Annotated in this window: 19 protein-coding genes; 9 read left to right on the forward strand and 10 right to left on the reverse strand. The window is 47.6% G+C overall.

Annotated features, from left to right (window positions below; genetic code table 11):
• Positions 1 to 88: 88 nt before the first annotated feature.
• The gene (locus JXR92_RS04935) at positions 89 to 1,264 is read right to left on the reverse strand and encodes an efflux RND transporter periplasmic adaptor subunit (protein ID WP_117599831.1); all 1,176 of its coding nucleotides are present in this window, start codon (positions 1,262 to 1,264) and stop codon (positions 89 to 91) included.
• Positions 1,265 to 1,544: 280 nt separating this feature from the next.
• Between JXR92_RS04935 and JXR92_RS04940 the strand changes: the two genes are divergently transcribed.
• Both JXR92_RS04940 and JXR92_RS04945 read left to right on the forward strand, forming a co-directional pair.
• Complete coding sequence (locus JXR92_RS04940) at positions 1,545 to 3,527, forward strand: Ig-like domain-containing protein (RefSeq protein WP_171030422.1); 1,983 nt, start codon at positions 1,545 to 1,547, stop codon at positions 3,525 to 3,527.
• Positions 3,442 to 4,356, forward strand: a complete 915-nt coding sequence (locus JXR92_RS04945) for a DUF3108 domain-containing protein (RefSeq protein WP_171030421.1) — start codon at positions 3,442 to 3,444, stop codon at positions 4,354 to 4,356. Before JXR92_RS04940 ends, JXR92_RS04945 begins: the two co-directional genes overlap by 86 nt.
• Here JXR92_RS04945 and JXR92_RS04950 read toward each other — a convergent pair.
• Positions 4,301 to 4,744, reverse strand: coding sequence for a PaaI family thioesterase (locus JXR92_RS04950; RefSeq protein WP_005826009.1), 444 nt, complete (start codon positions 4,742 to 4,744; stop codon positions 4,301 to 4,303). The genes JXR92_RS04945 and JXR92_RS04950 overlap by 56 nt on opposite strands.
• Before the next feature lie 178 nt (positions 4,745 to 4,922).
• On the opposite strand from JXR92_RS04950, the gene JXR92_RS04955 reads away from it, so the two are divergent.
• The 3 genes from JXR92_RS04955 (at position 4,923) to JXR92_RS04965 (ending at position 9,841) form a co-directional block, all read left to right on the forward strand.
• Positions 4,923 to 6,122: a glycoside hydrolase family 88 protein gene (locus JXR92_RS04955; protein WP_117599828.1), complete on the forward strand. Its 1,200-nt coding sequence runs from the start codon at positions 4,923 to 4,925 to the stop codon at positions 6,120 to 6,122.
• Positions 6,119 to 7,663 carry a sulfatase family protein gene (locus JXR92_RS04960; protein WP_117599827.1) on the forward strand — a complete coding sequence of 515 codons (1,545 nt, stop codon included), beginning with the start codon at positions 6,119 to 6,121 and terminating at the stop codon, positions 7,661 to 7,663. Before JXR92_RS04955 ends, JXR92_RS04960 begins: the two co-directional genes overlap by 4 nt.
• A 147-nt stretch (positions 7,664 to 7,810) precedes the next feature.
• Positions 7,811 to 9,841: a patatin-like phospholipase family protein gene (locus JXR92_RS04965; protein WP_171030420.1), complete on the forward strand. Its 2,031-nt coding sequence runs from the start codon at positions 7,811 to 7,813 to the stop codon at positions 9,839 to 9,841.
• 139 nt (positions 9,842 to 9,980) lie between these two features.
• Here JXR92_RS04965 and cysS read toward each other — a convergent pair whose 3' ends face one another.
• The gene (gene cysS, locus JXR92_RS04970) at positions 9,981 to 11,456 is read right to left on the reverse strand and encodes a cysteine--tRNA ligase (protein WP_008662079.1); all 1,476 of its coding nucleotides are present in this window, start codon (positions 11,454 to 11,456) and stop codon (positions 9,981 to 9,983) included.
• 125 nt (positions 11,457 to 11,581) lie between these two features.
• Here cysS and mnmA point away from each other — a divergent pair, with 125 nt between their 5' ends.
• Complete coding sequence (gene mnmA / locus JXR92_RS04975) at positions 11,582 to 12,634, forward strand: tRNA 2-thiouridine(34) synthase MnmA (RefSeq protein WP_117599825.1); 1,053 nt, start codon at positions 11,582 to 11,584, stop codon at positions 12,632 to 12,634.
• Positions 12,635 to 12,656: 22 nt separating this feature from the next.
• Here the strand turns inward: mnmA and JXR92_RS04980 are convergent, their stop codons facing one another.
• On the reverse strand, positions 12,657 to 14,168 hold the full coding sequence (locus JXR92_RS04980; RefSeq protein WP_117599824.1) for a GH3 auxin-responsive promoter family protein: 1,512 nt from the start codon (positions 14,166 to 14,168) through the stop codon (positions 12,657 to 12,659).
• Positions 14,169 to 14,290: 122 nt separating this feature from the next.
• Between JXR92_RS04980 and JXR92_RS04985 the strand changes: the two genes are divergently transcribed.
• The gene (locus JXR92_RS04985; protein ID WP_035447667.1) at positions 14,291 to 15,301 is read left to right on the forward strand and encodes an ATP-dependent 6-phosphofructokinase; all 1,011 of its coding nucleotides are present in this window, start codon (positions 14,291 to 14,293) and stop codon (positions 15,299 to 15,301) included.
• Here the strand turns inward: JXR92_RS04985 and rnc are convergent.
• From rnc to JXR92_RS05000, 3 genes are read right to left on the reverse strand one after another with little or no spacing between them, the layout of a single operon-like run.
• Positions 15,260 to 16,138: a ribonuclease III gene (rnc, locus tag JXR92_RS04990; RefSeq protein WP_226791290.1), complete on the reverse strand. Its 879-nt coding sequence runs from the start codon at positions 16,136 to 16,138 to the stop codon at positions 15,260 to 15,262. The genes JXR92_RS04985 and rnc overlap by 42 nt on opposite strands.
• 7 nt (positions 16,139 to 16,145) lie before the next feature.
• The gene (fabF, locus tag JXR92_RS04995) at positions 16,146 to 17,411 is read right to left on the reverse strand and encodes a beta-ketoacyl-ACP synthase II (protein ID WP_117599822.1); all 1,266 of its coding nucleotides are present in this window, start codon (positions 17,409 to 17,411) and stop codon (positions 16,146 to 16,148) included.
• Positions 17,412 to 17,432: 21 nt separating this feature from the next.
• A complete protein-coding gene (locus tag JXR92_RS05000) occupies positions 17,433 to 17,669 on the reverse strand; it encodes an acyl carrier protein (protein WP_004291965.1) in 237 nt (78 codons plus the stop codon).
• A gap of 149 nt (positions 17,670 to 17,818) precedes the next feature.
• On the opposite strand from JXR92_RS05000, the gene purN reads away from it, so the two are divergent.
• Positions 17,819 to 18,406: a phosphoribosylglycinamide formyltransferase gene (purN, locus tag JXR92_RS05005; protein ID WP_138345169.1), complete on the forward strand. Its 588-nt coding sequence runs from the start codon at positions 17,819 to 17,821 to the stop codon at positions 18,404 to 18,406.
• On the opposite strand, the gene JXR92_RS05010 is transcribed toward purN, so the two are convergent.
• The 3 genes from JXR92_RS05010 to JXR92_RS05020 all read right to left on the reverse strand — a co-directional run bounded on the left by JXR92_RS05010 (position 18,397) and on the right by JXR92_RS05020 (position 21,672).
• Positions 18,397 to 20,250 (reverse strand): sulfatase-like hydrolase/transferase, encoded by a 1,854-nt coding sequence (locus tag JXR92_RS05010; protein ID WP_138345167.1) that lies wholly within the window; start codon positions 20,248 to 20,250, stop codon positions 18,397 to 18,399. The genes purN and JXR92_RS05010 overlap by 10 nt on opposite strands.
• Before the next feature lie 116 nt (positions 20,251 to 20,366).
• A complete protein-coding gene (gene pdxB, locus JXR92_RS05015; RefSeq protein ID WP_138345165.1) occupies positions 20,367 to 21,410 on the reverse strand; it encodes a 4-phosphoerythronate dehydrogenase PdxB in 1,044 nt (347 codons plus the stop codon).
• A gap of 46 nt (positions 21,411 to 21,456) precedes the next feature.
• A complete protein-coding gene (locus tag JXR92_RS05020) occupies positions 21,457 to 21,672 on the reverse strand; it encodes a hypothetical protein (RefSeq protein WP_117866436.1) in 216 nt (71 codons plus the stop codon).
• Between the two features lie 367 nt (positions 21,673 to 22,039).
• Here JXR92_RS05020 and JXR92_RS05025 point away from each other — a divergent pair, with 367 nt between their 5' ends.
• Entirely contained in the window at positions 22,040 to 23,185 is a 1,146-nt protein-coding gene (locus JXR92_RS05025; protein ID WP_138345163.1) for a glycosyltransferase family 4 protein, read from the forward strand.
• The last annotated feature ends 1 nt before the right edge of the window (position 23,186 follow it).

Genomic DNA, 23,186 nt, shown 5'->3' on the forward strand with positions numbered 1-23,186 from the left:
TATTTAGTGATTAGGGGTTAGTGATTAGTGATAAGCTCGTGTGATATAATGGCGCAGCCGCTTATCATTAATCACTAACCGTTAAACATTAATTGAATGCCGTTTGAATGTTACCTTCTTTCTGGTCTTTCAAGGCCTTCTGGTATTCGGCTTCCTTTTCAGCAGGCGTAATAGGTGTGATGGATTGTCCGTCCTTCAGGTTCTGTACCCCTTCGATAACGATTTTATCGCCTGCTTTCAAACCTTCCGTCACGTAATAATACTTGCCATCGTCTAAGCTGAACACTTTGACTTCGGTATTTTTCAACGTATTGTCCGGTTGCAGAACGAAAACGAACTGCTTGTCCTGGATTTCGGTAGTGGCGGCCTGTGGAATCATGATGACATCATGCAAAGGGTTGGGGAATACCACATTGCCGGTGCTTCCGCTACGCAACACGTTGTGCTTGTTGGGGAAGAGGGCACGCATGGTTACCGAACCGGTAGTTTGATCAATGACTCCGCTGATTGTCTCCACGCGGCCACTGTCGGCATACATGGTTCCGTCGATGAGCTGCAACTGTACATCCGGCATCTTTTCCAGAATTTCCTTGATGCTGCCGCCTTCACGAATTTGTGACAAAAGTTGGCGTTCGGTCATGGAGAAATAGGCGTACATTTCGGAGATGTCGGCAACGGTAGTCAGCGGGCTGGCTACGGAAGGACTAACTAGGCTACCTACGCGGTAGGGAATGCTACCTACTACACCGTCACTGGGGCTGGTTACACTAGTGTATGACAAGTTGTTCTTGGCATTGACCAATTGGGCATTGGCTTGTGCTAGTTGCGCCTTTGTCTGTGCCAGTTGGTTTTCGGCCATTTGCAAATCGTAGTCACTGATGATGTTTTTCTTGTTCAGTTCACGTTTGTTGTTTACAGTCAGTTCTTGTGTGTTTACGGCAGCTTTGGCTGTTTCAACAGCAGCTTTGGCCGAATTTACGGCTGCCTGATACTGTACGGGGTCGATGCTGAACAACACTTGTCCTTTGCGTACTGTTGCGCCTTCGTCGACGTGCAATTTTGTGATGAAACCGCTCACCATCGGGCGAATTTCTACATCTTGTTTACCCTTGATAGTAGCAGGGTAGCTGTTTGTCAAGTTGGCAGTGGTGGTTTTTGCCTCAATCACTGCAAATTCGGGAGCTTTACCCGTTCCTTTGTCGCCTTGTCCGCAACTGCTGAGCAGTGCCAGGCAACATGCCAATAATACTAATCTACTCTTCATACTCTTTTTGTTCTCTGTATAATTTTATATTCTTCTTTTTTCGATTCTTGAAAGGCGTTTTGGTGTGCAATTCATAATTTAGAAATAAGGCAGGAAAAAGAAAACTGAATACTCCTATTCAGTTTTTCGTCTGCAAAAATATTCTTTTCTTAGTATATAAGGTGTGAAACAGTTCCTTTTTTAACTATGTTTCATACATAGATGAGAACAAAAGGACATTTTTTGATTAAAATACTGTAAAGCATACCGCTAATTGGCAGATAACCTTTATTTTTGCAGCATGTTAGAACGTAAACGCCATACTAAAATGAGGCCGCTTTTCCGCAGGTTGTTGGGGGGTGTTGCCATAGCTGCCGCACTGTATTCTTGTGCCAGTGTGGGCCGTATTGAAGGAGGACCTTATGATGAGACTCCTCCGCGTTTTATTTCCGGTACTCCCACGCCCGGTGCACTCCATCACAATAAAAATAAACTTTCCATTGAGTTCGATGAATTTATCAAGCTTGACAAGCCGAATGAGAAGATTGTAATATCCCCTCCGCAGGTGCAGCAGCCCGAAGTTAAGTCTAATGGGAAGAAGGTGGTCATCACCCTGCAGGATACATTGAAACCCAATACCACTTATACATTCGATTTTGGTGATGCCATCCAGGACAATAATGAGGGGAATCCCTTAGAGAATTTTTTCTATTCTTTCTCTACGGGCGACCGCCTCGACTCTATGGCTGTGGCCGGCACAGTGCTGAATGCGGCTAATCTTGAACCGGTGAAAGGGATGCTGGTCGGCCTGCATGCCAATCTGACCGACTCTGCTTTTACCAAACTTCCTTTTGAGCGGGTGGGGCGCACGGACAGTCGCGGACGCTTCTCTATCCGTGGAGTGGCTCCCGGCAAGTATCGCATCTATGCCTTGCAGGATGCCGACCAGAATTTTACCTATTCTCAGCCGACGGAAGTGATAGCTTTCAATGATTCCATCATCATTCCTTCCATGGAAGAACGCATGCGCCAGGATACGACCTGGATAGACTCGCTGACAGTAGATACGGTTGTAGAACGTCAATATACCCACTACCTGCCAGACGATATCCTGTTGCGTGCTTTCAAGGAGCTTTCCTTCTCGCAGCGTTTCTTGAAGGCCGAACGGTTGACTCCGGAGAAGTTTTCGCTCTATTTCACTGCTCCGGCAGACACGTTGCCTTTATTGAAAGGATTGAACTTTAATGAGGAAGATGCGTTTGTTATAGAACAGCCTACCGGCCGGAACGATACGATTCATTATTGGATAAAGGATTCCCTGCTCTATAAGCAGGATTCCCTGAAAATGAGTATCACCTATTTGTATACGGATAGCCTGAAACAACTGGTGCCCCGTACCGATACTTTGAATGTGTTGGCGAAGTTGACATACGACAAGCAGCAGAAACAGAAGCAGGAAGCGAAGGAAAAGGAACAGAAAGAGCGTGAGAAGAAAAAGAAGAAGTTGAAAGAAGGTGAGGTGGAAGAGCCCGAGCCGACGGAATTCCTGGCTGTAGATGTGTATGCCCCTTCTGCAATTGATGTATATGATTATCTTACTCTGTCGTTTACGGAACCGGTGGCAAGCATAGATACCGCCGCTTTCCATCTGAAACAGAAAGTGGACTCGTTGTGGCAGGATATCCCGTTCGACTTTATGCGCGACTCTTTGGACTTGAAGCGTTATAATCTGTTTGCCGAATGGGTACCCGGTGAAAGCTATACATTTGAAGTGGATTCTGCTGCCATACGTGGGTTGTACGGGTTGTTTTCCGATAAGATAAAGAAGGACTTCAAGGCCAAGAAGCTGGAAGAGTACGGGCAGATATTCTTTAATGTGCATGGAGCAGACTCTCTGGCTTTTGTGGAACTGCTGGACGGTCAAGACAAAGTGCTGCGCACGGTGCCGGTGGTGGATGGGAAAGCCGATTTCTATTTTCTCAATCCGGGCAAATATGGAGCGCGGCTGATAAATGATACGAATGGGAATGGCGTCTGGGACACAGGGAATTATGCCGAGAAGCGCCAGCCTGAAATGGTTTACTATTATCCGATGGTTTTGGAGCTTAAGGCAAACTTTGATTTGACGCAGGAATGGAATATTAAGGCCAAGTCTCTGGATAGGCAGAAACCGGACGAACTAAAAAAACAAAAGCCAGATGAAGACAAGAAAAAGCAAAACAGGAACAAAAATAACCGCAGTGGCAATAGCAGCCGCAATAGTGGTAGGGGCTATAGCTATTAGGCGGAAGCAATTGTTCGTTCTATTGATGGTGGGAGCAGTCTGTTTGGGAGCCTCCCAGTCTGTTCAGGCCCAATGTGCTGCAAAGAATGAAGCTTTTCAGTCGGGCGAGCACGTCATGTACGATTTATATTTCAATTGGAAGTTCATTTGGAAGAAGGTGGGGCTGGCAAGCCTCACTACCAATGTCACGACTTACCATTCCGAGCCTGCATTCCGCTTTAACTTGCTTTGTGTAGGCAGTAAAAAGACCGATTTTTTCTTCAAGATGCGCGATACGCTGACTTGTTATGTCAGCGACAAGTTGGAGCCACTCTATTTCCGCAAAGCGGCAGAGGAGGGAAGCCGCCATACGGTGGACGAGGCCTGGTTCTCCTACTCGGACGGACTGGCGAATGTAAAGCAGAGACGCACTTGGCACAATCCCGTGCGTGAAGCTCAGGAGATGGAATACAGTGATAGTCGCTGCATCTTCGATATGTTGAGCATTTTGGCGCAGGCACGCTCCTATGACCCTAAAGACTACAAGGTAGGGCAGAAGATACTCTTTCCCATGGCCACGGGGCGCAGGGTAGAAGAGCAGACGTTGATTTACCGCGGCAAGGAGGAGGTCAAGGCGAATAACGACACCATTTACCGCTGCTTGGTATTCTCTTTTGTAGAGTACAAGAAAGGTAAGGAGAAGGAGGTCATCACCTTCTTCGTATCCGATGATAAGAACCACCTTCCCATTCGCCTGGACATGTATTTGAATTTCGGTTCGGCCAAGGCATTCTTCAAGAGTGTCCGGGGCAACCGCTATCCGATGACGTCTGTGGTAAGGAAAAAGTGATGTTATCCCCTTTTCTAAATACACTGGATTCGAAAGTGGCAATCAGTTTTCCCTCCTGGTTGGTGACGTCGATCTGGTAATATCCGGTGGTGCGGCCGATGTAGCGTTCGCGCGCTTCGGCATACAGCACATCGCCCGGTCCGCTGCTGCGCAGGAAGGTGATATTGGACGAAAGAGAGAAGGCCAATGTTCCGTGGGAGTTGGCTGCTGCTGCCAGTGCCAGGTCGGCAAGGGTGAAGATGGCACCCCCTTGCGTACGGCCTCCCGCATTGAGATGCTCTGCCGTGATAACCAGGCGTGCCTTGCTGTATCCTTCCTTTATTTCTATCAGTTCTACGCCTGCATTCGTGGCGAAGCGGTCGTTCTTGAAAAACTCTTGTGCGGTCATGAGGGGTAATGATTAATGTTTAGTGATTAGTGATTAATGGGTGGAAAATATGTGCTTCCGGACGCAAAAGTAACGATTTTAGCCATTAATTGAATTATTTAGGCGGGTCAAATCTGTACGCTTGCCCTACTTTTGCAGCAGGAAAAATCATAAACTCTTAATAAATAAATCCCTTATTATGAAAACAGTCCTCACTACATTGGGAATCTCCCTCCTTGTATTGGCAGGTTGCGCAGGGCAAAAGCAGGCTGAAAGCAACTTTATCCAAGAAAACATTGATAATGCTGTGGCTCAGGAGACAATTCAGACAGACATTATCGAGAAATCTGGTAAAATCCTTAATCCCCGCACCATTGATAAGGATGGGAACATTGTCTATGTACCTATCGACGATTGGTGTTCCGGTTTCTTCCCCGGTAATATCTGGCATATGTACGAGCTGACCGGTGACCAGAAGTGGCTGCCGCTGGCAGAGAAGTATACCGAGGATTTGGATTCGGTACAATACCTTACCTGGCACCATGATGTGGGATTTATGATTGGCTGCAGTTACCTGAACGGATACCGTTTTGCGGGTAAGGAAGAGTACAAGCCGGTCATCATACAGACGGCCAAATCGTTGTCTACCCGTTTCCGCCCTGCAGCAGGCGTACTTCAATCATGGGATGCAGATAAGGGATGGCAGGCTGAACGTGGCTGGAAATGTCCCGTTATCATTGATAATATGATGAACCTCGAACTGCTGTTCGAAGCTTCCAGGCTGTCCGGCGACTCCACTTTCTACAACATAGCCCGGAAGCACGCCGATACGACTATGGCTAACCATTTCCGTGAGGACAACAGCTGCTATCATGTGGTGGATTATGACCCCGAAACCGGTGAAGTCCGTAAGAGACAGACTGCACAAGGCTATGCCGACGAGTCTGCTTGGGCACGTGGACAAGCGTGGGCCTTGTATGGCTATACCATGTGCTATCGCTATACACACGATGCCAAATACCTGGAACAGGCTGAAAAGGTCTACAACTTTATCTTCAACAACAAGAATCTTCCGGAAGACTTGGTTCCCTACTGGGATTTCGATGCCCCCAATATCCCGAATGAACCTCGCGATGCTTCGGCAGCTGCCTGCACGGCGTCCGCCCTTTACGAGCTGAGCACTTATCTGCCGGATAAGGGATACAAGGAAACCGCTGACCGGATTATGGAAAGCCTCGCTTCTCCTTCTTATCGTGCTAAGGTGGGTACCAACGGCAACTTCATCCTGATGCACTCTGTGGGCAGTATTCCTCACGGTGCGGAGATTGATGTACCGTTGAACTATGCCGACTATTACTTCCTGGAAGGATTGATGCGTAAAAGAGACTTGGAAAAATGAAAACTCAATTAAATATTTTGTTAGGTGGTTTAGGTTTGTTCGCCTTGCAGGGCTGTAAAGCCCCGCAGGCAGAACAATCCGTCCGGCCGAATGTCATTTACGTTTTTCCCGACCAATACCGTAACCAGGCGATGGAGTTCTGGGGCCAGGAAGGTTTTCGGGAGAAAGTGAACTTTCGGAATGACCCGGTGCATACCCCACGCTTGAATGATTTTGCCCGGGAGTCGGTGGTATTGACATCTGCCATGAGCAACTGCCCGTTGAGCAGTCCCCACCGTGGCTCTCTGTTGACGGGAATGTATCCTAATAAGAGTGGTATTCCATTGAATTGCAATTCGAGCCGTCCCATCAGCTCCCTGCGTGAGGATGCTGTGTGTGTGAGTGATGTTTTCTGCAATGCCGGATATGACTGCGCCTACTTTGGCAAACTGCATGCCGACTTTCCTACCCCCAACGACCCCGAACGTCCCGGACAGTATGTGGAAGACCGCGTACCTGCATGGGATGCCTATACATCGAAAGAACGTCGTCATGGGTTCAATTACTGGTATTCTTACGGTACCTTCGACGAACACAAGAATCCGCATTACTGGGATACGGAAGGCCGTCGCCACGACCCGCGCGAGTGGTCGCCGTTACACGAATCGGGCAAGGTGGTGTCTTATCTGAAGAACGAGGGGAATGTACGCGACCCGAAGAAACCTTTCTTCATTATGGTAGGCATGAATCCTCCCCATAGTCCGTACCGTTCTTTGGACGACTGTATGGAGGAAGATTTCAATCTCTATAAAAACCAGCCTCTGGACAGCTTGCTCGTCCGTCCGAATGCCGACTCCAAGATGCTCAAGGCAGAGAGTGCACGCTACTACTTTGCTTCTGTGACGGGTGTCGACCGTGCTTTCGGTCAGATACTTGATGCCTTGAAGGAACTCGGGCTGGACAAGAATACCATTGTCGTGTTTGCCTCCGACCATGGAGAGACCATGTGTAGCCAGCATACGGAAGACCCGAAGAATTCCCCGTACTCCGAGTCCATGAACGTTCCTTTCCTGGTGCGTTTCCCCAATAAGATTAAACCCCGCGTGGACGACTTGATGCTTTCCTCGCCGGACATCATGCCTACCTTGTTGGGCCTTGCCGGCCTTGCCGACTCTATTCCGGCTGAGGTGCAGGGACGCAACTATGCACCGCTTTTCTTCGATGAAAAGGCAGATATTGTACGTCCTACCGGTGCTCTTTACATCCAGAACTTGGATGGTGAGAAGGATGCGGAAGGTATGGTCCGTTCTTATTTCCCTTCATCGCGCGGCTTTAAATCGGCGCGCTATACGCTGGCGCTCTACATTGATCGCGAAAACCATACGCTGGTCAAAAGCTTGTTGTTTGACGATGAAAAGGATCCGTATCAGATGAATAACCTTTCTTTGGAAGAAAACCAAGAAGTCGTAAAAGACCTTTGCGCAGAGATGGGCAAAGTATTGAAAGAGATTGATGACCCTTGGTATAAGGAAGGCATCTTGAAGGATATGATACCTTATTGATTGGAAATGGGTTATAGATAATCCTCCATAAATTGTTTGAACGTTTTTTGCGACCCGCTTCGACTGATAGTGAACTATTTGTCGGAGCGGGTTGTTTGATTCAGAATAGAATAAATTTACCAATACGTATTTAAGTAAATGATGGAGATGAAGTATAGACTATGGGCTTGTCTGTTGTTTTTGCCGATGGTTCTTTGGGCGTCCGGGCGTCCGAAAGTGGCTGTCGTACTCAGTGGGGGTGGCGCCAAAGGGACGGCGCATATCGGTGCTCTGAAAGTAATTGAAGAAGCGGGTATCCCTATAGATTATGTGGTAGGTACCAGTATGGGGGCCATTGTGGGAGGTTTGTATTCTATCGGATATACCCCGCAGCAATTGGACAGTATGGTGAATGCCCAGAACTGGAAATTCCTACTCTCGGATGCACCCAATCCTAAGGATGTGTTGCTGGACGACCGGTTGAAGTCGGAGCGCTATGTACTCTCTATTCCATTTTCTTTGAAATCTGCCGCTGTTTCGGATGCGGGTATCATAAAAGGGAAGAACCTGGCACGTTTGTTCTCCACGTTGACAGAAGGTTACCAGGATTCCGTGGATTTTAGCCGTCTTCCTATTCCGTTTGCCTGCGTGTCGGAAAATCTGGTGAATGGTAGTGAAGTCGTGTTCCGTGAGGGAATACTGGCCACTGCCATGCGTTCCAGCATGTCTATTCCCGGTGTGTTTGCTCCGGTAGACCTGGATGGAATGGTGTTGGTGGACGGTGGAATGGTGAATAACTATCCGGTAGATGTGGCGCTTGCCATGGGGGCCGACTACGTTATCGGGGTGGATGTGCAGAGCCCGCTGCTTAAGGCTTCCGAGCTGAAATCGGTGAAAGACATCTTCGGGCAAATCATCAATCTGCAAGGAGAGAAGAAATACCGTGAGAATCTGCGTAATACCGACGTATTGATAAAGGTGGATGTCACCGGCTATTCGGCTGCAAGTTTCACCAAAGAGGCCATCGACACTTTGATGGTGCGGGGAGAACGTGCTGCCATGGACAGTTGGGACGGACTGCTTGCCCTGAAACGGAAGCTGGGACTTGCAGACGATTATCAGCCTCGCCGTCCGGGACCTTTCCGCTTGCCCGGCGTGGCTGTTGATAGGGAGATTCCCGTTGATTCCCAAATAGCCGTCCCTGCTGTGCGGGAGAACAAGCTGAATGTCGGTTTTCGCTTTGATACAGAAGAACTGGCGGCGTTGCAGGCAAATACGGACTTCTATTTCGGCCGGCAGCGCGAGTCGCTGGTCAGCCTTACTGTCCGTCTGGGCAAGCGTACACTGGCACGACTCGGATATAGTTACCAGTGGGACGGTGGATGGCAGGCGGGACTTGCCTATCAGTTCGACTATAAAGATATGAATATTTACAATGAAGGCAAACGGGCGCTGGATTTGACTTTTACACATCAACTGGTCCGTATGGGGGCGGCGAAGGACTGGAACAATATCCAGGTCAGTCTGGGCATTGACTTTGATTACTACCACTATCATGATTTGCTGTCGCTCGATCCGTTAGCTTCGGCACTGTTTGAGAATTCGTCCTTATTCAGTTACTTTGCCGGACTTGTGTTCAACAACTTGAATGAGAGGAGCGCCCCTACAAAAGGCATGTCGTGGGCGGTATCCTATCATCTCTATACGGATAACTTCTTTCAGTATAAGGACAACAATCCTATTTCTGTTTTCGATGCCCGTTGGCAGGGATGTTTCTCTCCCTCGAGTAAGTTCACTGTCACTCCTTCGTTTTATGGACGCGTATTGTCCGGAAGCGGTAATTATCCTTTTGCCATCATTAATATGGTGGGGGGAACCATACCGGGGCGCTATATGCCACAGCAGATACCGTTTACGGGCATCAACCGTGCGGAACTGTCACAAGCCGCACTGCTGGTTGCAGGGCTGAACCTCAGACAGCGTATCTTGAAAAACCAGTATATATCAGTGATGGGCAGTTATGGGCGAAACTCCGGGAAGTTTCATCAGATTCTTGACTCTTCCAAATCGGCTGATATGGCAGGGGTAGGCATCGGCTATATGTACAAGAGTTTTCTGGGACCAGTGGAGATACAGTTGAACTGGTCTAATCAGACGAAGAAACTAGGGTGGTATGCTGGGTTCGGATTCGTATTCTAACGAGGATATATCAAAATATTACATGGATTTTATTTTCAGACAAAAGAACAGAAGAACAAGAGAAAAATATATTCTTTTGTTCTTCTGCCTAAAACTTACCCCAATCTGTATGATTCTGCGGTGAGTTATGATACTTTCATTATTTATTCAGCTTCCATTCGCTTCCGTCCTTACCGTCTTTAATCTCGAAACCGAGTGCGGTGAGTTCATTACGGATTTTGTCGGATGTGGCCCAATCTTTGTTGGCTTTTGCCTTTGAACGCTCTTCCAATAGCATGTCCACTACTTTGCCGAAGGCGGCTTCACGCTCTTCGTTGGAGGCGTTGTCTTCTTGTAATCCTAAGATGTCGAAGCAGAAGAGGTGGAAGGTTTCCTTCAATTCTTTCAGGTCTTCGGCTGTGATGGAATCGTTTCCAGCCAGGATATTGTTTACCATCTTGGCGCCGTCGAAGAGGTGGGCGATGACAATCGGTGAGTTCAAGTCATCATTCATGGCTTCGTAACACTTGGCACGCAGGGATTTCACATCTATGGTGGAGGTTGCAGCAGGGGTAATCTTGTCCAGTCCATGTACAGCATCCATCAGCCTTGCCAATCCCTTTTCGGCGGCTTGCAGCGCTTCGTTGCTGAAGTCTACCGTACTGCGGTAGTGGGCTTGCAGGGTGAAGAATCGGATGGTCATTGGGCTGTAGGCTTGCTCCAGCATGGGGTGCGTACCTTTGAAGAGCTCTTCCAATGTGATGAAGTTACCGTAAGACTTACCCATTTTCTGTCCATTCACGGTCAGCATGTTGTTGTGCATCCAATAATGTACCATATCTTCTCCTTGGGAAGCTACGGATTGTGCAATCTCGCATTCGTGATGCGGGAAGATAAGGTCCATACCGCCACCATGAATGTCGAAGTGCTCGCCCAAGTATTTCTTTCCCATGGCTGTACATTCGGCGTGCCAGCCGGGGAAGCCGTCGCTCCACGGGGAAGGCCAACGCATGATGTGTTCCGGTTGCGCACATTTCCAGAGAGCAAAGTCTGCGGGATTGTGCTTCTCGCTCTGTCCGTCCAGTTCGCGGGTGGTGTTGAGAACATCATCCAGGTTGCGTCCGGAGAGCTTGCCGTAGTGATGGTCCTTGTTGTATTTTTCTACATCGAAATAAACGGAACCTTCACTTTCATAGGCATATCCGTTCTTCAATATCTCCTTTACAAGTTCTATCTGTTCGATGATGTGGCCGCTGGCATGTGGCTCGATACTGGGAGACAGCACATTCAATGCATCCATCGCCTTATGATAGCGGTTGATGTAGTACTGTGCCACTTCCATTGGTTCCAGTTGTTCCAGACGGGCTTTTTTCGCAATCTTGTCTTCACCTTCGTCGGCATCGTGCTCCAGATGGCCCACGTCGGTAATGTTGCGGACATAGCGCACCTTGTAGCCGATGTGCGTCAGGTAGCGGAACAGCAGGTCGAAAGTGATGGCAGGGCGTGCATGTCCCAAGTGCGGGTCACCGTACACGGTCGGTCCGCAGACATACATGCCTACATGCGGTGCATGCAGCGGTACGAACAGCTCTTTTTTTCTATTTAAAGTGTTGTAAATGGTCAGTTGATGTTCCATAACAGTTGATTATTAGTTCTTTTAGGAGTACAAAGGTATAATAAATCTGTGAAAATCTATAATGATATTCTGTTTTATAAGAGTAAATGCAACGGATTTCACCTTCGTTTATTACTTTTGTATCCATGAAGTCAGATAAACGTGTATTGCTTGGCATGAGTGGCGGCACGGATAGCTCCGTGGCCGCCATGAGGTTGCAGGAAGCCGGTTATGAGGTGACTGGCGTGACTTTCCGTTTCTATGAGGCAGGAGATGAGACTGGGTATCTGGAAGATGCACGGGCTTTGGCCCTGAAGCTGGGGATGAAACACATTACCTATGATGCACGCGAGCTTTTCCGTTCGCGTATTATCCGCTATTTTGTGGAAGAGTATCTAAGGGGGCGCACTCCCGTTCCTTGCACGGTCTGCAATAATGAGCTGAAGTGGGTGCTGTTGGCTAAAATAGCCGATGAAAAGGGAATTTATTGGATTTCTACCGGACATTATGTGCGCAAGGTCTTGTCCGGAGCAAAGTATTATATAGCTCCTGCCGCGGATAAGGACAAAGACCAGACTTTCTTTCTATGGGGATTGAAGCAGGACATCCTGCAGCGTATGTTGCTTCCGATGGGAGATATTACGAAAAATGAGGCGCGCTCGTATGCGGCGGAGCGTGGTTTCGAGCAAGTGGCTGCAAAGAAAGACAGTATGGGGGTGTGCTTTTGCCCTTTGGATTACCGTTCCTTTTTGAAGCGTGAGGTTCCTGAAACACTATTATCCGGTAAAGGTAGATTCGTCGATGAAAAGGGGGATTTCTTGGGATGGCATGAGGGTTATCCGTTTTATACCGTAGGGCAACGTAGGGGCTTAGGTATCCATCTGAACAAGGCTGTTTTTGTGAAAGAGACAAGAGTGGAAAGCAATGAAGTTGTTCTTGCTCCACTATCTTCCCTCTACAAGCAGGAAATGTGGCTGGGAGAGTGGAACCTGGTGGAGAACAGCCGCGTGCTGGGTGCAGACGAGGTTATTGTGAAGATACGCTACCGTAAGCAGGCAAACCACTGCAAGGTAAGTCTTACAGTGGAGGGACTACTGCATGTCCGCTTGATAGAGCCGCTCGAATCTATTGCGCCAGGGCAGGCAGCGGCTTTTTATGATGAAAGCGGTCTGCTGCTGGGCGGTGGAATTATTTTGTGATAAAATCTGCTTTTATATTTTGTTATTTATTAAGCTTCAGCATTTCTTCTATGTATTCCCTTGTGTTGCTGAGTCGGGGTACTTTATGTTGTCCACCGAGTTTCCCCTTGCTATCCAGCCAATCGTGGAAGAGGTTGGGACGGGCGACGATGATTTCCAGTGGTTGCAGTGCCAGGTTATTCTGTCTTTTAGCTTCATAGTCGGAGTTTACCTCTTTCAGGGTGTCGTCCAATACTTTGGCGAACTTCTCCAGGCTGTCCGGCATTTGTGCAAATTCTATCAGCCACTGGTGGCGGCATTTAGCATTCCGGTCCATAAAGACTGGGGCGGCAGAATAATCTATGACCCGTGCATCGGTTTCGGCACATGCTCTGGCAAGTCCTCTTTCCGCATTGTCCACAATCAGCTCCTCGCCGAATGCGTTGATAAAGTGCTTGGTACGTCCGGTGATGACGAACTTATAGGGATTCTTCGATGTAAACTTCACTGTATCCCCAATCATATATCGCCATAAACCGGCAGAAGTGGAGATTACCATGGCGTAGTTCTTGTTCAGTTCCACCTCTTCGAGGCAGAAGGTACGCGGATTCTCCTTGCCTACATCTTCCAGCGGGATGAACTCGTAAAATATACCGTAGTCAATCATCAGTAACATGGCAGGATCGGTAGGGTCGTTCTGAGTTCCGAAGTAGCCTTCGGATGCATTGTAAGTCTCTACATAATGCATCTTGCTGCTGCGGACCACGTCTTTGTATTGCTCGCGGTAAGGAGTGAAGGCAACGCCGCCGTGGAAGAACACCTCCAGATTGGGCCATATCTCCTCAAGGCTCTGCTTTCCTGTCTTTTCCAATATATGTTTGATGAGTACAAGCATCCAGGACGGTACACCGGAAAGGTTGCTGACGTTTGCATGGATGGTTTCGCGGGCGATGGCCTCCATTTTGGGCTCGAAGTGCTCCATTAGGGCCGTCTGCTTGCTGGGTACGCGGACAAAGTTTACCAGCGGGTTGATATTTTCTATGAGGATGGCGGAGAGGTCGCCTACAAGACTGTGGTTGGTGTTCAGGTTGGGAGCGTGGCTGCCTCCAAGGATAAGCCCTTTACCGGAAAAGAAACGACTTTCGGGATTCTGTCCCAGATAGATGGCAACGGCATCCCGGCCTCCCTTGTAATGCGTGTCGTGCAAGGACTCCCGGCTGACGGGCAGGAACTTGCTCTTGTCGTTGGTGGTACCCGATGATTTGGCAAACCAACGTATTTCCGAAGGCCAAAGCAGATTCTGCTCACCGGCACGCAGGCGGGTTACATAAGGCTTTACTTCTTCGTAAGTTTGTATGGGAAGGCGCTTCTTGAAATCTTCATAAGTACGGATAGAGGTATAGTCATACTTCTTTCCCCATTCCGTATTTGCCGCTGTCCGGATGAGACGCTGCAATACAAGCTGTTGCAATTCACCTGCATGGCTGGTGTATTGTTCGATTTCTTTCAGACGGGGAGCAAAATATACCTTATTCAGAAACTTTGTAATATTCATCGTTCTTTGTGAAATCTTATTTTAAACCGCAAAAGTAATCTTATTTATCGGCATCTCTATCTTTTTTCTCTTTTTTTTCTATCTTTACGGACCTATAGAACAATAATTCAAACAAAAATATCATGAGAATAGGTATTTTGACTTCAGGGGGCGACTGTCCTGGCATCAACGCTACCATTCGCGGTGTATGCAAAACAGCTATCAACCATTATGGAATGGAAGTAATTGGCATTCACAGCGGTTTTCAGGGGCTGCTGACCAAGGATGTGGAGTCGTTTACCGAAAAGTCCTTATCCGGTTTGCTGAACTTGGGAGGTACGATGCTCGGTACTTCGCGTGAGAAGCCCTTTAAGAAGAACGGCGTGATGTCCGACGTGGACAAACCGGCACTGATAGTGCGGAATATCAAAGAGATGGGACTTGATTGTGTGGTCTGCATCGGTGGAAACGGTACGCAGAAGACAGCCGCCAAACTCTCCGCTATGGGGCTGAACATCGTATCCGTGCCAAAAACAATAGACAATGACATTTGGGGAACCGATTTTTCCTTCGGATTCGATTCTGCCGTCAGTATTGCTACGGATGCCATCGACCGGCTGCACAGCACGGCCAGCTCGCACAAACGGGTGATGGTGATTGAGGTGATGGGGCACAAGGCAGGTTGGATAGCCTTATACTCCGGTATGGCGGGCGGTGGTGACGTGATTCTGATTCCGGAGATTCCCTATAATATCCACCGTATCGGAGAGACGATTCTGAATCGGCTGAAGAAAGGAAAGCCTTACTCCATCGTGGTGGTGGCCGAAGGCATACAGACGGACGGGCGGAAGCGTGCCGCCGAGTACATCGCTCAAGAGATAGAGTATGAGACGGGTATTGAGACCCGCGAGACTGTGTTGGGATATATCCAGCGTGGCGGCTCACCCACACCTTTCGACCGTAATCTTTCCACACGTATGGGCGGACATGCCACGGAATTGATTGCCAACGGGCAGTTCGGGCGGATGATTACCTTAAAGGGAAATGAAATAGCTTCTGCACCGCTGGAGGAGATTGCGGGTAAGTTAAAGCTGGTGACGGAAGACAATGACTTAGTTGTCCAAGGACGTCGGATGGGAATCTGTTTCGGCTAATCTTTCTTGTGAGGATTTTTCAACAGCTTCTGCCATGGGATTATCTTCTGTGGCGGTTTCTGTTGAATGGTTTCGCTCTTTGGCTGCCTGGACTTCCTCCTTGAAAGCGGCATCCTTAATTTTTTTCAATGCCATTTGTGCCGCATTTTGTTGCGACTCCTTCTTGGAATAACCGGTGCCGGTGCCTGCCGATATCCCTTCGATGCGGACTTCGGTGTGGAACATCGGATTGTATTCTTCGTCGAGAAACTGTTCGATAAGCTCGAATGACACTTCCATTTTGTTCTTCTGGCTCCATTCGATGAGTTTTGACTTGAAGTTGACCTCTTTGCGAGACATCTTGTCGAGGTCGATATAGTTTTTGAAAATCTTCTCTTCCATGAACTGCTTGCAGCGGTCGTAGCCCTGGTCCAGATAAATGGCTCCAATGAAGGCTTCGAATGCATTGCCGTACATATAGCTGTTGTGGGACGAGGAGCGGGTGGAGTATTTCACCAGTTTGTCCAGTCCGATTTCCACGGCCAGTTTGTTGAGTGTTTCCCGCTGTACAATTTTGGAACGGGTGTTGGTGAGGAAACCTTCGCGGCGTCCTTCGAAATGGCGGTAGACAATATCTCCTACAATGGCGTCGAGGATAGCATCGCCCAAGAATTCCAGCCGTTCGTTGTTGATGGGACGTCCTTTTTCGGAGCGCATGGAGATGGATTTATGCAGCAAAGCCTGCTGATAGACCTTGATGTCACGTGGAAAGAAGCCGAGAATTCTGTAAAAACAAAAATAAGACTCTCTATCCTTGCGGAACAAGAGCCTTATTTTATCTATTTGGTTACGTAACACGACCTTATTATTCTGCGTATTTCTTGAAAATGACACACGCATTATGACCACCGAATCCAAAAGTATTGGACAAAGCTACGTTCACTTCGCGCTTTTGTGCTTTGTTGAACGTGAAGTTCAGGTCATAGTCGATGTTTTCGTCGTTATCACCCTCTTCGTGGTTGATGGTCGGAGGAACAATGCCATTCTTGATGGCGAGGATGCTTGCAATGGATTCTACCGCACCGGCAGCGCCCAGCAAATGACCGGTCATGGATTTTGTTGAACTGATGTTCAACTCATACGCATGCTGTCCGAATACCTCTTTGATTGCTTTTGCTTCCGAAATATCACCTACGGGAGTAGATGTACCGTGAACATTGATATAATCTACTTCTTCGGGTTTCATTTCTGCATCTTCCAACGCATTCAACATCACTAACTTGGCTCCCAAACCTTCGGGGTGAGAGGCTGTCAGGTGATGAGCGTCGGCAGACATTCCTACGCCGGCAACTTCCGCATAGATTTTGGCACCGCGTGCCTTGGCGTGTTCCAGTTCCTCTAGAACGAGACAACCGCCACCTTCACCCATGATGAATCCGTCACGGCTTGCGCTGAACGGACGGGATGCAGTTTCGGGAGAATCATTGCGGGTTGACAATGCATGCATGGCATTGAAACCGCCTACACCGCAAGCGGCGATGGCAGCTTCCGAACCACCGGTTACGATAGCATTGGCCTTACCCAGACGGATGAGGTTAAACGCATCGGCAATGGCATTTGTGGAAGTGGCACATGCAGAACAAGTTGCGTAGTTGGGACCATGGAAACCATACATGATGGAAATTTGTCCGGCAGCAATGTCCGAAATCATCTTGGGGATGAAGAACGGATTGAATTTGGGGCCGTTTTCCTTACCGGTCAGGGCATAGTTGCCCGCCTCTTCTTCGAATGTACGGATGCCACCGATACCGGCGCCGAAGATGACACCGATTCTGTTTAAATCCTCATTTTCGACGTCAAGCCCAGAGTCACCTACCGCTTCTTTGGCTACTGCAATGGCATATTGTGTGTACAAGTCCATCTTGCGGGCCTCTTTGCGGTCCATATATTTGGTAGCATCGAAGCCTTTTACTTCGCATGCAAACTGAGTCTTGAAAAGCGATGCATCGAAATGAGTAATAGGTCCTGCTCCACTAACCCCATTCACAAGATTTTCCCAGAATTCGGGAACACTGTTGCCAATGGGAGTAATGGCGCCGAGACCTGTTACTACAACTCTTTTTAATTCCATGTTATAAACGAATGGATAAGATTACTTAGCGTGTTCTTCGATGTAAGATACAGCATCACCTACAGTACCAATCTTTTCAGCCTGGTCATCGGGAATAGAGATACCGAATTCCTTTTCGAATTCCATGATAAGTTCTACAGTGTCAAGAGAATCAGCTCCCAGGTCGTTAGTGAAGCTAGCTTCGTTAGTAACTTCTGATTCTTCTACGCCTAATTTATCGACGATAATCGCTTTCACTCTTGATGCAATTTCAGACATAACTTTAAGTTTTTAATTAATAATTAGTTTTATTTCTTTAAATTTGCGGTGCAAAGGAATGAATATTTATCATTCCTCGCAAATATTTGATGAATTAAATGCACCTTTTTGCACATTTTTCACGGTTTTGTGCAGTGATTGGAGGGATTATGGGAAAAAATATCGCAGTTTTAGCGTCGGGAAGTGGTACGAATGCCGAGAATATCATCCGTTATTTCCGGGAAAAAGGTTCGGCACGTGTGGCTCTGGTTTTGACTAACCGGCAGAATGCGTTCGTTTTAGAGCGTGCCAAGGGGCTGGGAGTGCCTTGTGTCTGGTTTGCCAAGAGCGATTGGGAAAGTGGAGAGCTTGTTTTGTCGACGCTTCGAGAGTATGATATTGATTTTGTGGTATTGGCAGGATTCCTGGCACGTGTGCCGGACAATATTCTGCATGCTTATCCCAATAAAATGATAAATATACATCCTTCGTTGCTGCCCAAGTTCGGCGGAAAGGGGATGTATGGCGACCGTGTGCACGAGGCAGTGATTGCTTCCGGCGAAAAGGAAAGCGGTATTACCATCCATTATACGAATGAGCATTATGACGAAGGCGGAATTATCTGTCAGCAGAAATGCCCCGTACTGCCAGGCGATACGCCGGAGGAGCTGGCGCAACGCATCCACCGGCTGGAGTATGAATACTATCCGAAGGTGATAGAGGAGTTGGTGGAAGGTCTCTCTCCCAGTTATTTATAGAATCGGTTAAGGGAGAGGATGGCTTCGTTCAGCTTGCGGTTGTCTATCTTGTAGTTTTCCAGGGGATTCAATGCACTGTCACTGATCTCTATATATCCGGAAGGGTGTTTTTCTAGAATAGTATGATTTTCTACGATAAAGGCATAATTGAGATGGTCACCCATGATATGCCAGTTCCGTGGACAAGTATCGGTTATTAAATGCCCCATACTGTAATCGGAAGGCGGATTGGTTACACCCAGCACTTTATTCATTAAGGTTGGTGCAAAATCATAGTGCGTGGTACGGTGATGGTAAGTATGTGGCTGTTCTCCCGGTTCATATAATAGGAAGGGGATATGTGTTTGTACCGGTGAATAATTACTGCCGTGACCCCAATAATTTTTATGATTCTCATTGAATTCTTGTCCATGGTCTCCGGTAATGATGACCAGGGTATTGTCCAGCTGTTTCTTTTCCTCAAGTTTGTGGAGGACGCATCCCACCAGTGAGTCGGCTTCCGCCACGCAGTTGTAGTAGAGGTTTAGGAAAGGAGTAGGGTCTATGTCGTTGTTCAGTTTCATATAGTCGGCGAACTCCCAGGACGGTTGGAAACGATAAAGCTTGTCCTTCGGCACTTCATATCCGTGTGCCAAATCATAGAAGAGAAAGGAAAAGAAAGGTTTTGTGCCGCTGCCCAGCGTATCGAGTGCTTGCAGATAATCTGCTGTAATACGGCAGTCGCGGTCATAAACGGTTTTTCCTTCGGTATGGGTACGCAAGTCGGGTACCTTTGAGAAAAGTATTTTGGCAAATGGCGGGTTGATGATTGTAGCACTGGGATAAATACCTATCTGATAATTCTGCTTCAATAGTTCTTCTATGAGCAGTGGCTGTATGCCCGACACCTCAAAATCAGTCCAGTAGATGGATGAGAGACTGAAGAAAAGCCCGAAGATACTTCCACGTGTGCCATTGCTGCTGCTTAGATGGGAGGTGAATCTGCTGCAACTGTCGGCAAAGTGGCTGATATGAGGTGTAATGTCCTGGTTAAAGGCGCGGTAGTTCCATGAGTCTATGGCTATCAGCACTATATTCTTGGGGTTGGAATGGACTTCGTATTTCAAAGAATCTATCGGATAGTTGAGGTCAGCAGACTGCTTTTTGTTGTTGAAGTTCATTTTAATGACATCCTTGGATGAGACCACTCCTAACTTCATCATCAGGCGAGTTGCCGTAAGCGGGAAGTAATAGGGCAGGCAGGGGGCGCTGCGAATCACTGAAGTCTTTTGCGCTACGGCGGCATAGGCATGATAAAAGTTAGAGAATAGTGCAAACAAAATCAGAGTGGCAAGTACAGGACGGAAGCCACAGCGGTGAAAGCGGGTATAACAATAGCCTGCAAGTATTCTTAGCAGAGTATTGGCGGCAAATATACCCACTAATACTCCTGCAATCTTCAGATAAAGCCAGAAACTGAATGTGAAAATTTCACTGTTGCCCTCTCCAACCAGGAGATTCAGTACAAAACCATTGATATGGAACTTGTAAAGACTGTACACACTGCCGTCTATGTAAGCAAGTATATTGAGTAATGATACAAGAATAATGTGTGTGATGGCGGCGGCTTGATGGCGCCGGACGGTAATGGCTACGATTAAGGATATGATATAAGGAATAAGTGCCCACAAGGCGGCATGTGAGCAAGCGGCCGTTATATAAAACATCCAGCCTCCCACGTCCATCATGGCGAGCCGGGGACTGTGAATCAGATAAAACAGAAACTGTATGGCAATCGTCAGAGTTGAAATTGCATAAAAAATAAATCCTTCACTGAGTGATTTCCCTAACTGTATTTTTTGCATTGATATTGTAATGTTTTGCCTATAGTTCCCTCTGATTCGGCATTGATAGTAAAGGCATGAGGAGCTTATATAGTGACGTCTTTTGTATTATCGGGCTGTATCTCTAAATGTATGTGCTACTTTGGGATATAAGTGTAAGCTTCTTTTTCTCTTCGTAGCGGGTAGTCTCCCCGCAATTTTTCAAATTGTTCGGGATGTGTTTTCAGTGCTTTGCTGTCCCTTCTCGGGTCATACATTTGCAGATATGCTTCTGCCAGGCTGCCGGCGGTAATAATCGGGTTCCGGGGTTGGGGGGGAGCGATGCGGTAGTCGGCTTTGATGTGAAAGAAACGGCAAAGGGCATCCAGGGACATACGGGTGGCATTGGCTTTTCCGTCGGCTGAATAACCGGCTATATGGGGAGTTCCAAGGAACACTCTATTTAATAAGGTAAGATTGATATCAGGCTCATTCTCCCATACATCAATGATGGCATCGGAAATCAGTCCGTCTTCTAAGGCATTCAGGAGCGCATTGGTTTCAATCACCTCTCCACGTGAGGTATTGATAATGACGGGACAGCGTTTTAATGACCGGAAGAAAGTATGGTCTGCCAAATGGAATGTTTTGTATGGCCCTTCCTTATATAAAGGTACGTGGAAGGTGAGGATATCACATTCTGCTGCGAGTGCTTGCAAGGAACTGAAATCGCTCTCTCCTTCCTTGTCTTGCCGGGGCAGGTCATTCTTCAGGACACGCATGCCTAGTTCTTGCCCTACTTGGGCTATTTTGCTACCCACATTGCCTACGCCGATGATGCCTAATGTCAATTCGGACAGTTGTACTCCTTTGAGTTGTTGCAATAATAGTAAGGCTGATTGCACGTATTGAGCTACGGATGCTGAATTGCATCCGGGGGCATTGGTCCAAGCGATGCCTGCTTCACGGCAATATTCCGTATCTATATGGTCGAAGCCTATGGTGGCGGTAGCAATGAAGCGGACTTTACTGCCTTCCAGCAATTCCTTGTTGCAGCGGGTGCGGGTACGTATAATCAGTGCATCGGCATCTTTTACCAACTCCGGAGTGAAGTCTCTGCCGGGAGTATAAATCACGCTGTCGGCTATTTTTTCGATGGCTTCTTTAATGAAAGGTATTTTGTTGTCAACAATGACTCTCATAATGCTGCTGTTCTTTTCGACGATTTTCCATCGTGCGAAGATACGACTAATCCGTCAAAGTGGCTAAGTAATGCCCGGAAAATAATTTGGCTCTTTCCGTTTTTAAGTTTGCATTTCTGCCCTCACCGCTCTCACTCTTTTCTTCAACTTCCCTATTCATCGGCATTGCAGGGGTGGGTGAGAGCAATCGAAAAGGGTGAGGGTAAATTTTGCTCTCACCCGTGTTTTCTTCCGTTCCGCATCCTTCTTTCTTCTGTTGCATCCTTTTCATTCTTTCGTTTTACTTTTGGATTCTTCAGCAGCCCACGTTAGTGAGCCGTGATGTTCACTTGAGTGAACTAAACAGCTCACTAGTGTGGTTGAATTGGTTCATAACAGTGGGCCGATGATGAATAAAGTAGTTTTCGGGAAGGAGATAAGGTGTTTGAAGGATAAAACAATGAGCCAGTACGGATTGGGCAATGGGGATGTGCCCGACTCCGTACTTGGTTTTTGTATCAGACAGCAAGTGATTGCTCATCTTTATTTTATGTTTTATAGGTGAATTTGTGTTTTTGTCAAAAAAGGAAAGCGAAATAGACTGCTATATGAGGATTATCTTGTACATTTGCAGCTGAAACTTTTTAGAGATGAGAATAGGATACGACGGAAAACGGGCTGTGCAGAATTTTACGGGATTGGGCAATTACAGCCGGTATGTGGTGCAGTCATTGTCAGCCTTTGCTCCGGAAAACGAGTATTGGTTGTATGCTCCGGTACACCGTGAAAATCAGCAACTCTCGTCGATGGTGGCTGAAAGCCGGGGAACGGTATCGGTACATTATCCGTCTTATTGGCTCTGGAGAGGAATGACTTCGTTGTGGCGTGTGGGAGGCATACGCAGGACTTTGAAACAGGACAACATACAGCTGTTCCACGGACTGAGTAACGAACTTCCCTTGACCATCCATCGGGTACGGGAAGTAAAGAGTGTGGTGACTGTTCACGACCTTATTTTCCTGAGACTTTCACATTGTTTTTCGTTGGTCGACCGCTTGATTTATAACTACAAATGCCGCTATGCATGCAAGCATGCAGACCACATCATTGCCGTGAGTGAGTGTACCAAGCGTGACATCATACATTATTATGGAATTCCTGCGGATAAAATTTCCGTTATTTACCAAGGGTGTAGCTCTCTGTATGCCTGTCGTGTCGGTAAGGATAAGCGCAAGGAGGTGATGCGGAGTTATCGGTTGCCCGAACGCTATATCTTGTCGGTGGGCACCATTGAGGAGCGTAAAAATGCGCTGGCCATTGTGAAGGCTTTGGAGTATCTGCCCGATGAACTGCATTTTGTTCTGGTAGGGAGACCCACAGCCTATATCCATCAGCTGAAAGAGTTTATTACAAAAGCCGGATTGCAAGACAGAGTACATTTTCTGCATGGTATCCCTTCAGACGATTTACCTGCCATTTATCAGTCGGCCGAGACTTTTGTATACCCATCCGTTTACGAAGGTTTTGGTATCCCTATTCTTGAGGCTTTGCATTCCGGCATTCCGGTGGTTGCAGCAACCGGCTCTTGCCTTGAAGAAGCGGGGGGGAAGCATTCATTGTATGTGAGTCCCCACGATGTGGAGGGATTGGCAGCGGCGATTGCCCGTACACAAGAGCCTTCTTTGCGTGCCACCATGATTGAGGAGGGATTGAAGTGGGCACAGCGTTTCACGGAGGAGCAGATGGCGCGTGAGACGATGGAGTGTTATCGGAAAGTATTAACAAAAGAAACCTAAG

This window comes from Bacteroides parvus, from assembly GCF_017309675.2.
Taxonomy (GTDB): Bacteria; Bacteroidota; Bacteroidia; order Bacteroidales; family Bacteroidaceae; genus Bacteroides; species Bacteroides uniformis.

What these genes read in the sequence shown, in the direction of transcription:
- JXR92_RS04940 (WP_171030422.1), top strand. Translation starts at nt 1,545, where the DNA reads ATGTTAGAACGTAAACGCCATACTAAAATGAGGCCGCTTTTCCGCAGG.
- JXR92_RS05025 (WP_138345163.1), top strand. Translation starts at nt 22,040, where the DNA reads ATGAGAATAGGATACGACGGAAAACGGGCTGTGCAGAATTTTACGGGA.
- JXR92_RS04985 (WP_035447667.1), top strand. Translation starts at nt 14,291, where the DNA reads ATGAGAATAGGTATTTTGACTTCAGGGGGCGACTGTCCTGGCATCAAC.
- JXR92_RS04960 (WP_117599827.1), top strand. Translation starts at nt 6,119, where the DNA reads ATGAAAACTCAATTAAATATTTTGTTAGGTGGTTTAGGTTTGTTCGCC.
- JXR92_RS04980 (WP_117599824.1), bottom strand. Translation starts at nt 14,168, where the DNA reads ATGAATATTACAAAGTTTCTGAATAAGGTATATTTTGCTCCCCGTCTG.
- pdxB (WP_138345165.1), bottom strand. Translation starts at nt 21,410, where the DNA reads ATGAGAGTCATTGTTGACAACAAAATACCTTTCATTAAAGAAGCCATC.
- JXR92_RS05010 (WP_138345167.1), bottom strand. Translation starts at nt 20,250, where the DNA reads ATGCAAAAAATACAGTTAGGGAAATCACTCAGTGAAGGATTTATTTTT.
- JXR92_RS04955 (WP_117599828.1), top strand. Translation starts at nt 4,923, where the DNA reads ATGAAAACAGTCCTCACTACATTGGGAATCTCCCTCCTTGTATTGGCA.
- JXR92_RS04950 (WP_005826009.1), bottom strand. Translation starts at nt 4,744, where the DNA reads ATGACCGCACAAGAGTTTTTCAAGAACGACCGCTTCGCCACGAATGCA.
- mnmA (WP_117599825.1), top strand. Translation starts at nt 11,582, where the DNA reads ATGAAGTCAGATAAACGTGTATTGCTTGGCATGAGTGGCGGCACGGAT.
- JXR92_RS05020 (WP_117866436.1), bottom strand. Translation starts at nt 21,672, where the DNA reads ATGCAACAGAAGAAAGAAGGATGCGGAACGGAAGAAAACACGGGTGAG.
- JXR92_RS04935 (WP_117599831.1), bottom strand. Translation starts at nt 1,264, where the DNA reads ATGAAGAGTAGATTAGTATTATTGGCATGTTGCCTGGCACTGCTCAGC.
- JXR92_RS04965 (WP_171030420.1), top strand. Translation starts at nt 7,811, where the DNA reads ATGAAGTATAGACTATGGGCTTGTCTGTTGTTTTTGCCGATGGTTCTT.
- cysS (WP_008662079.1), bottom strand. Translation starts at nt 11,456, where the DNA reads ATGGAACATCAACTGACCATTTACAACACTTTAAATAGAAAAAAAGAG.
- JXR92_RS04945 (WP_171030421.1), top strand. Translation starts at nt 3,442, where the DNA reads ATGAAGACAAGAAAAAGCAAAACAGGAACAAAAATAACCGCAGTGGCA.
- fabF (WP_117599822.1), bottom strand. Translation starts at nt 17,411, where the DNA reads ATGGAATTAAAAAGAGTTGTAGTAACAGGTCTCGGCGCCATTACTCCC.
- purN (WP_138345169.1), top strand. Translation starts at nt 17,819, where the DNA reads ATGGGAAAAAATATCGCAGTTTTAGCGTCGGGAAGTGGTACGAATGCC.
- JXR92_RS05000 (WP_004291965.1), bottom strand. Translation starts at nt 17,669, where the DNA reads ATGTCTGAAATTGCATCAAGAGTGAAAGCGATTATCGTCGATAAATTA.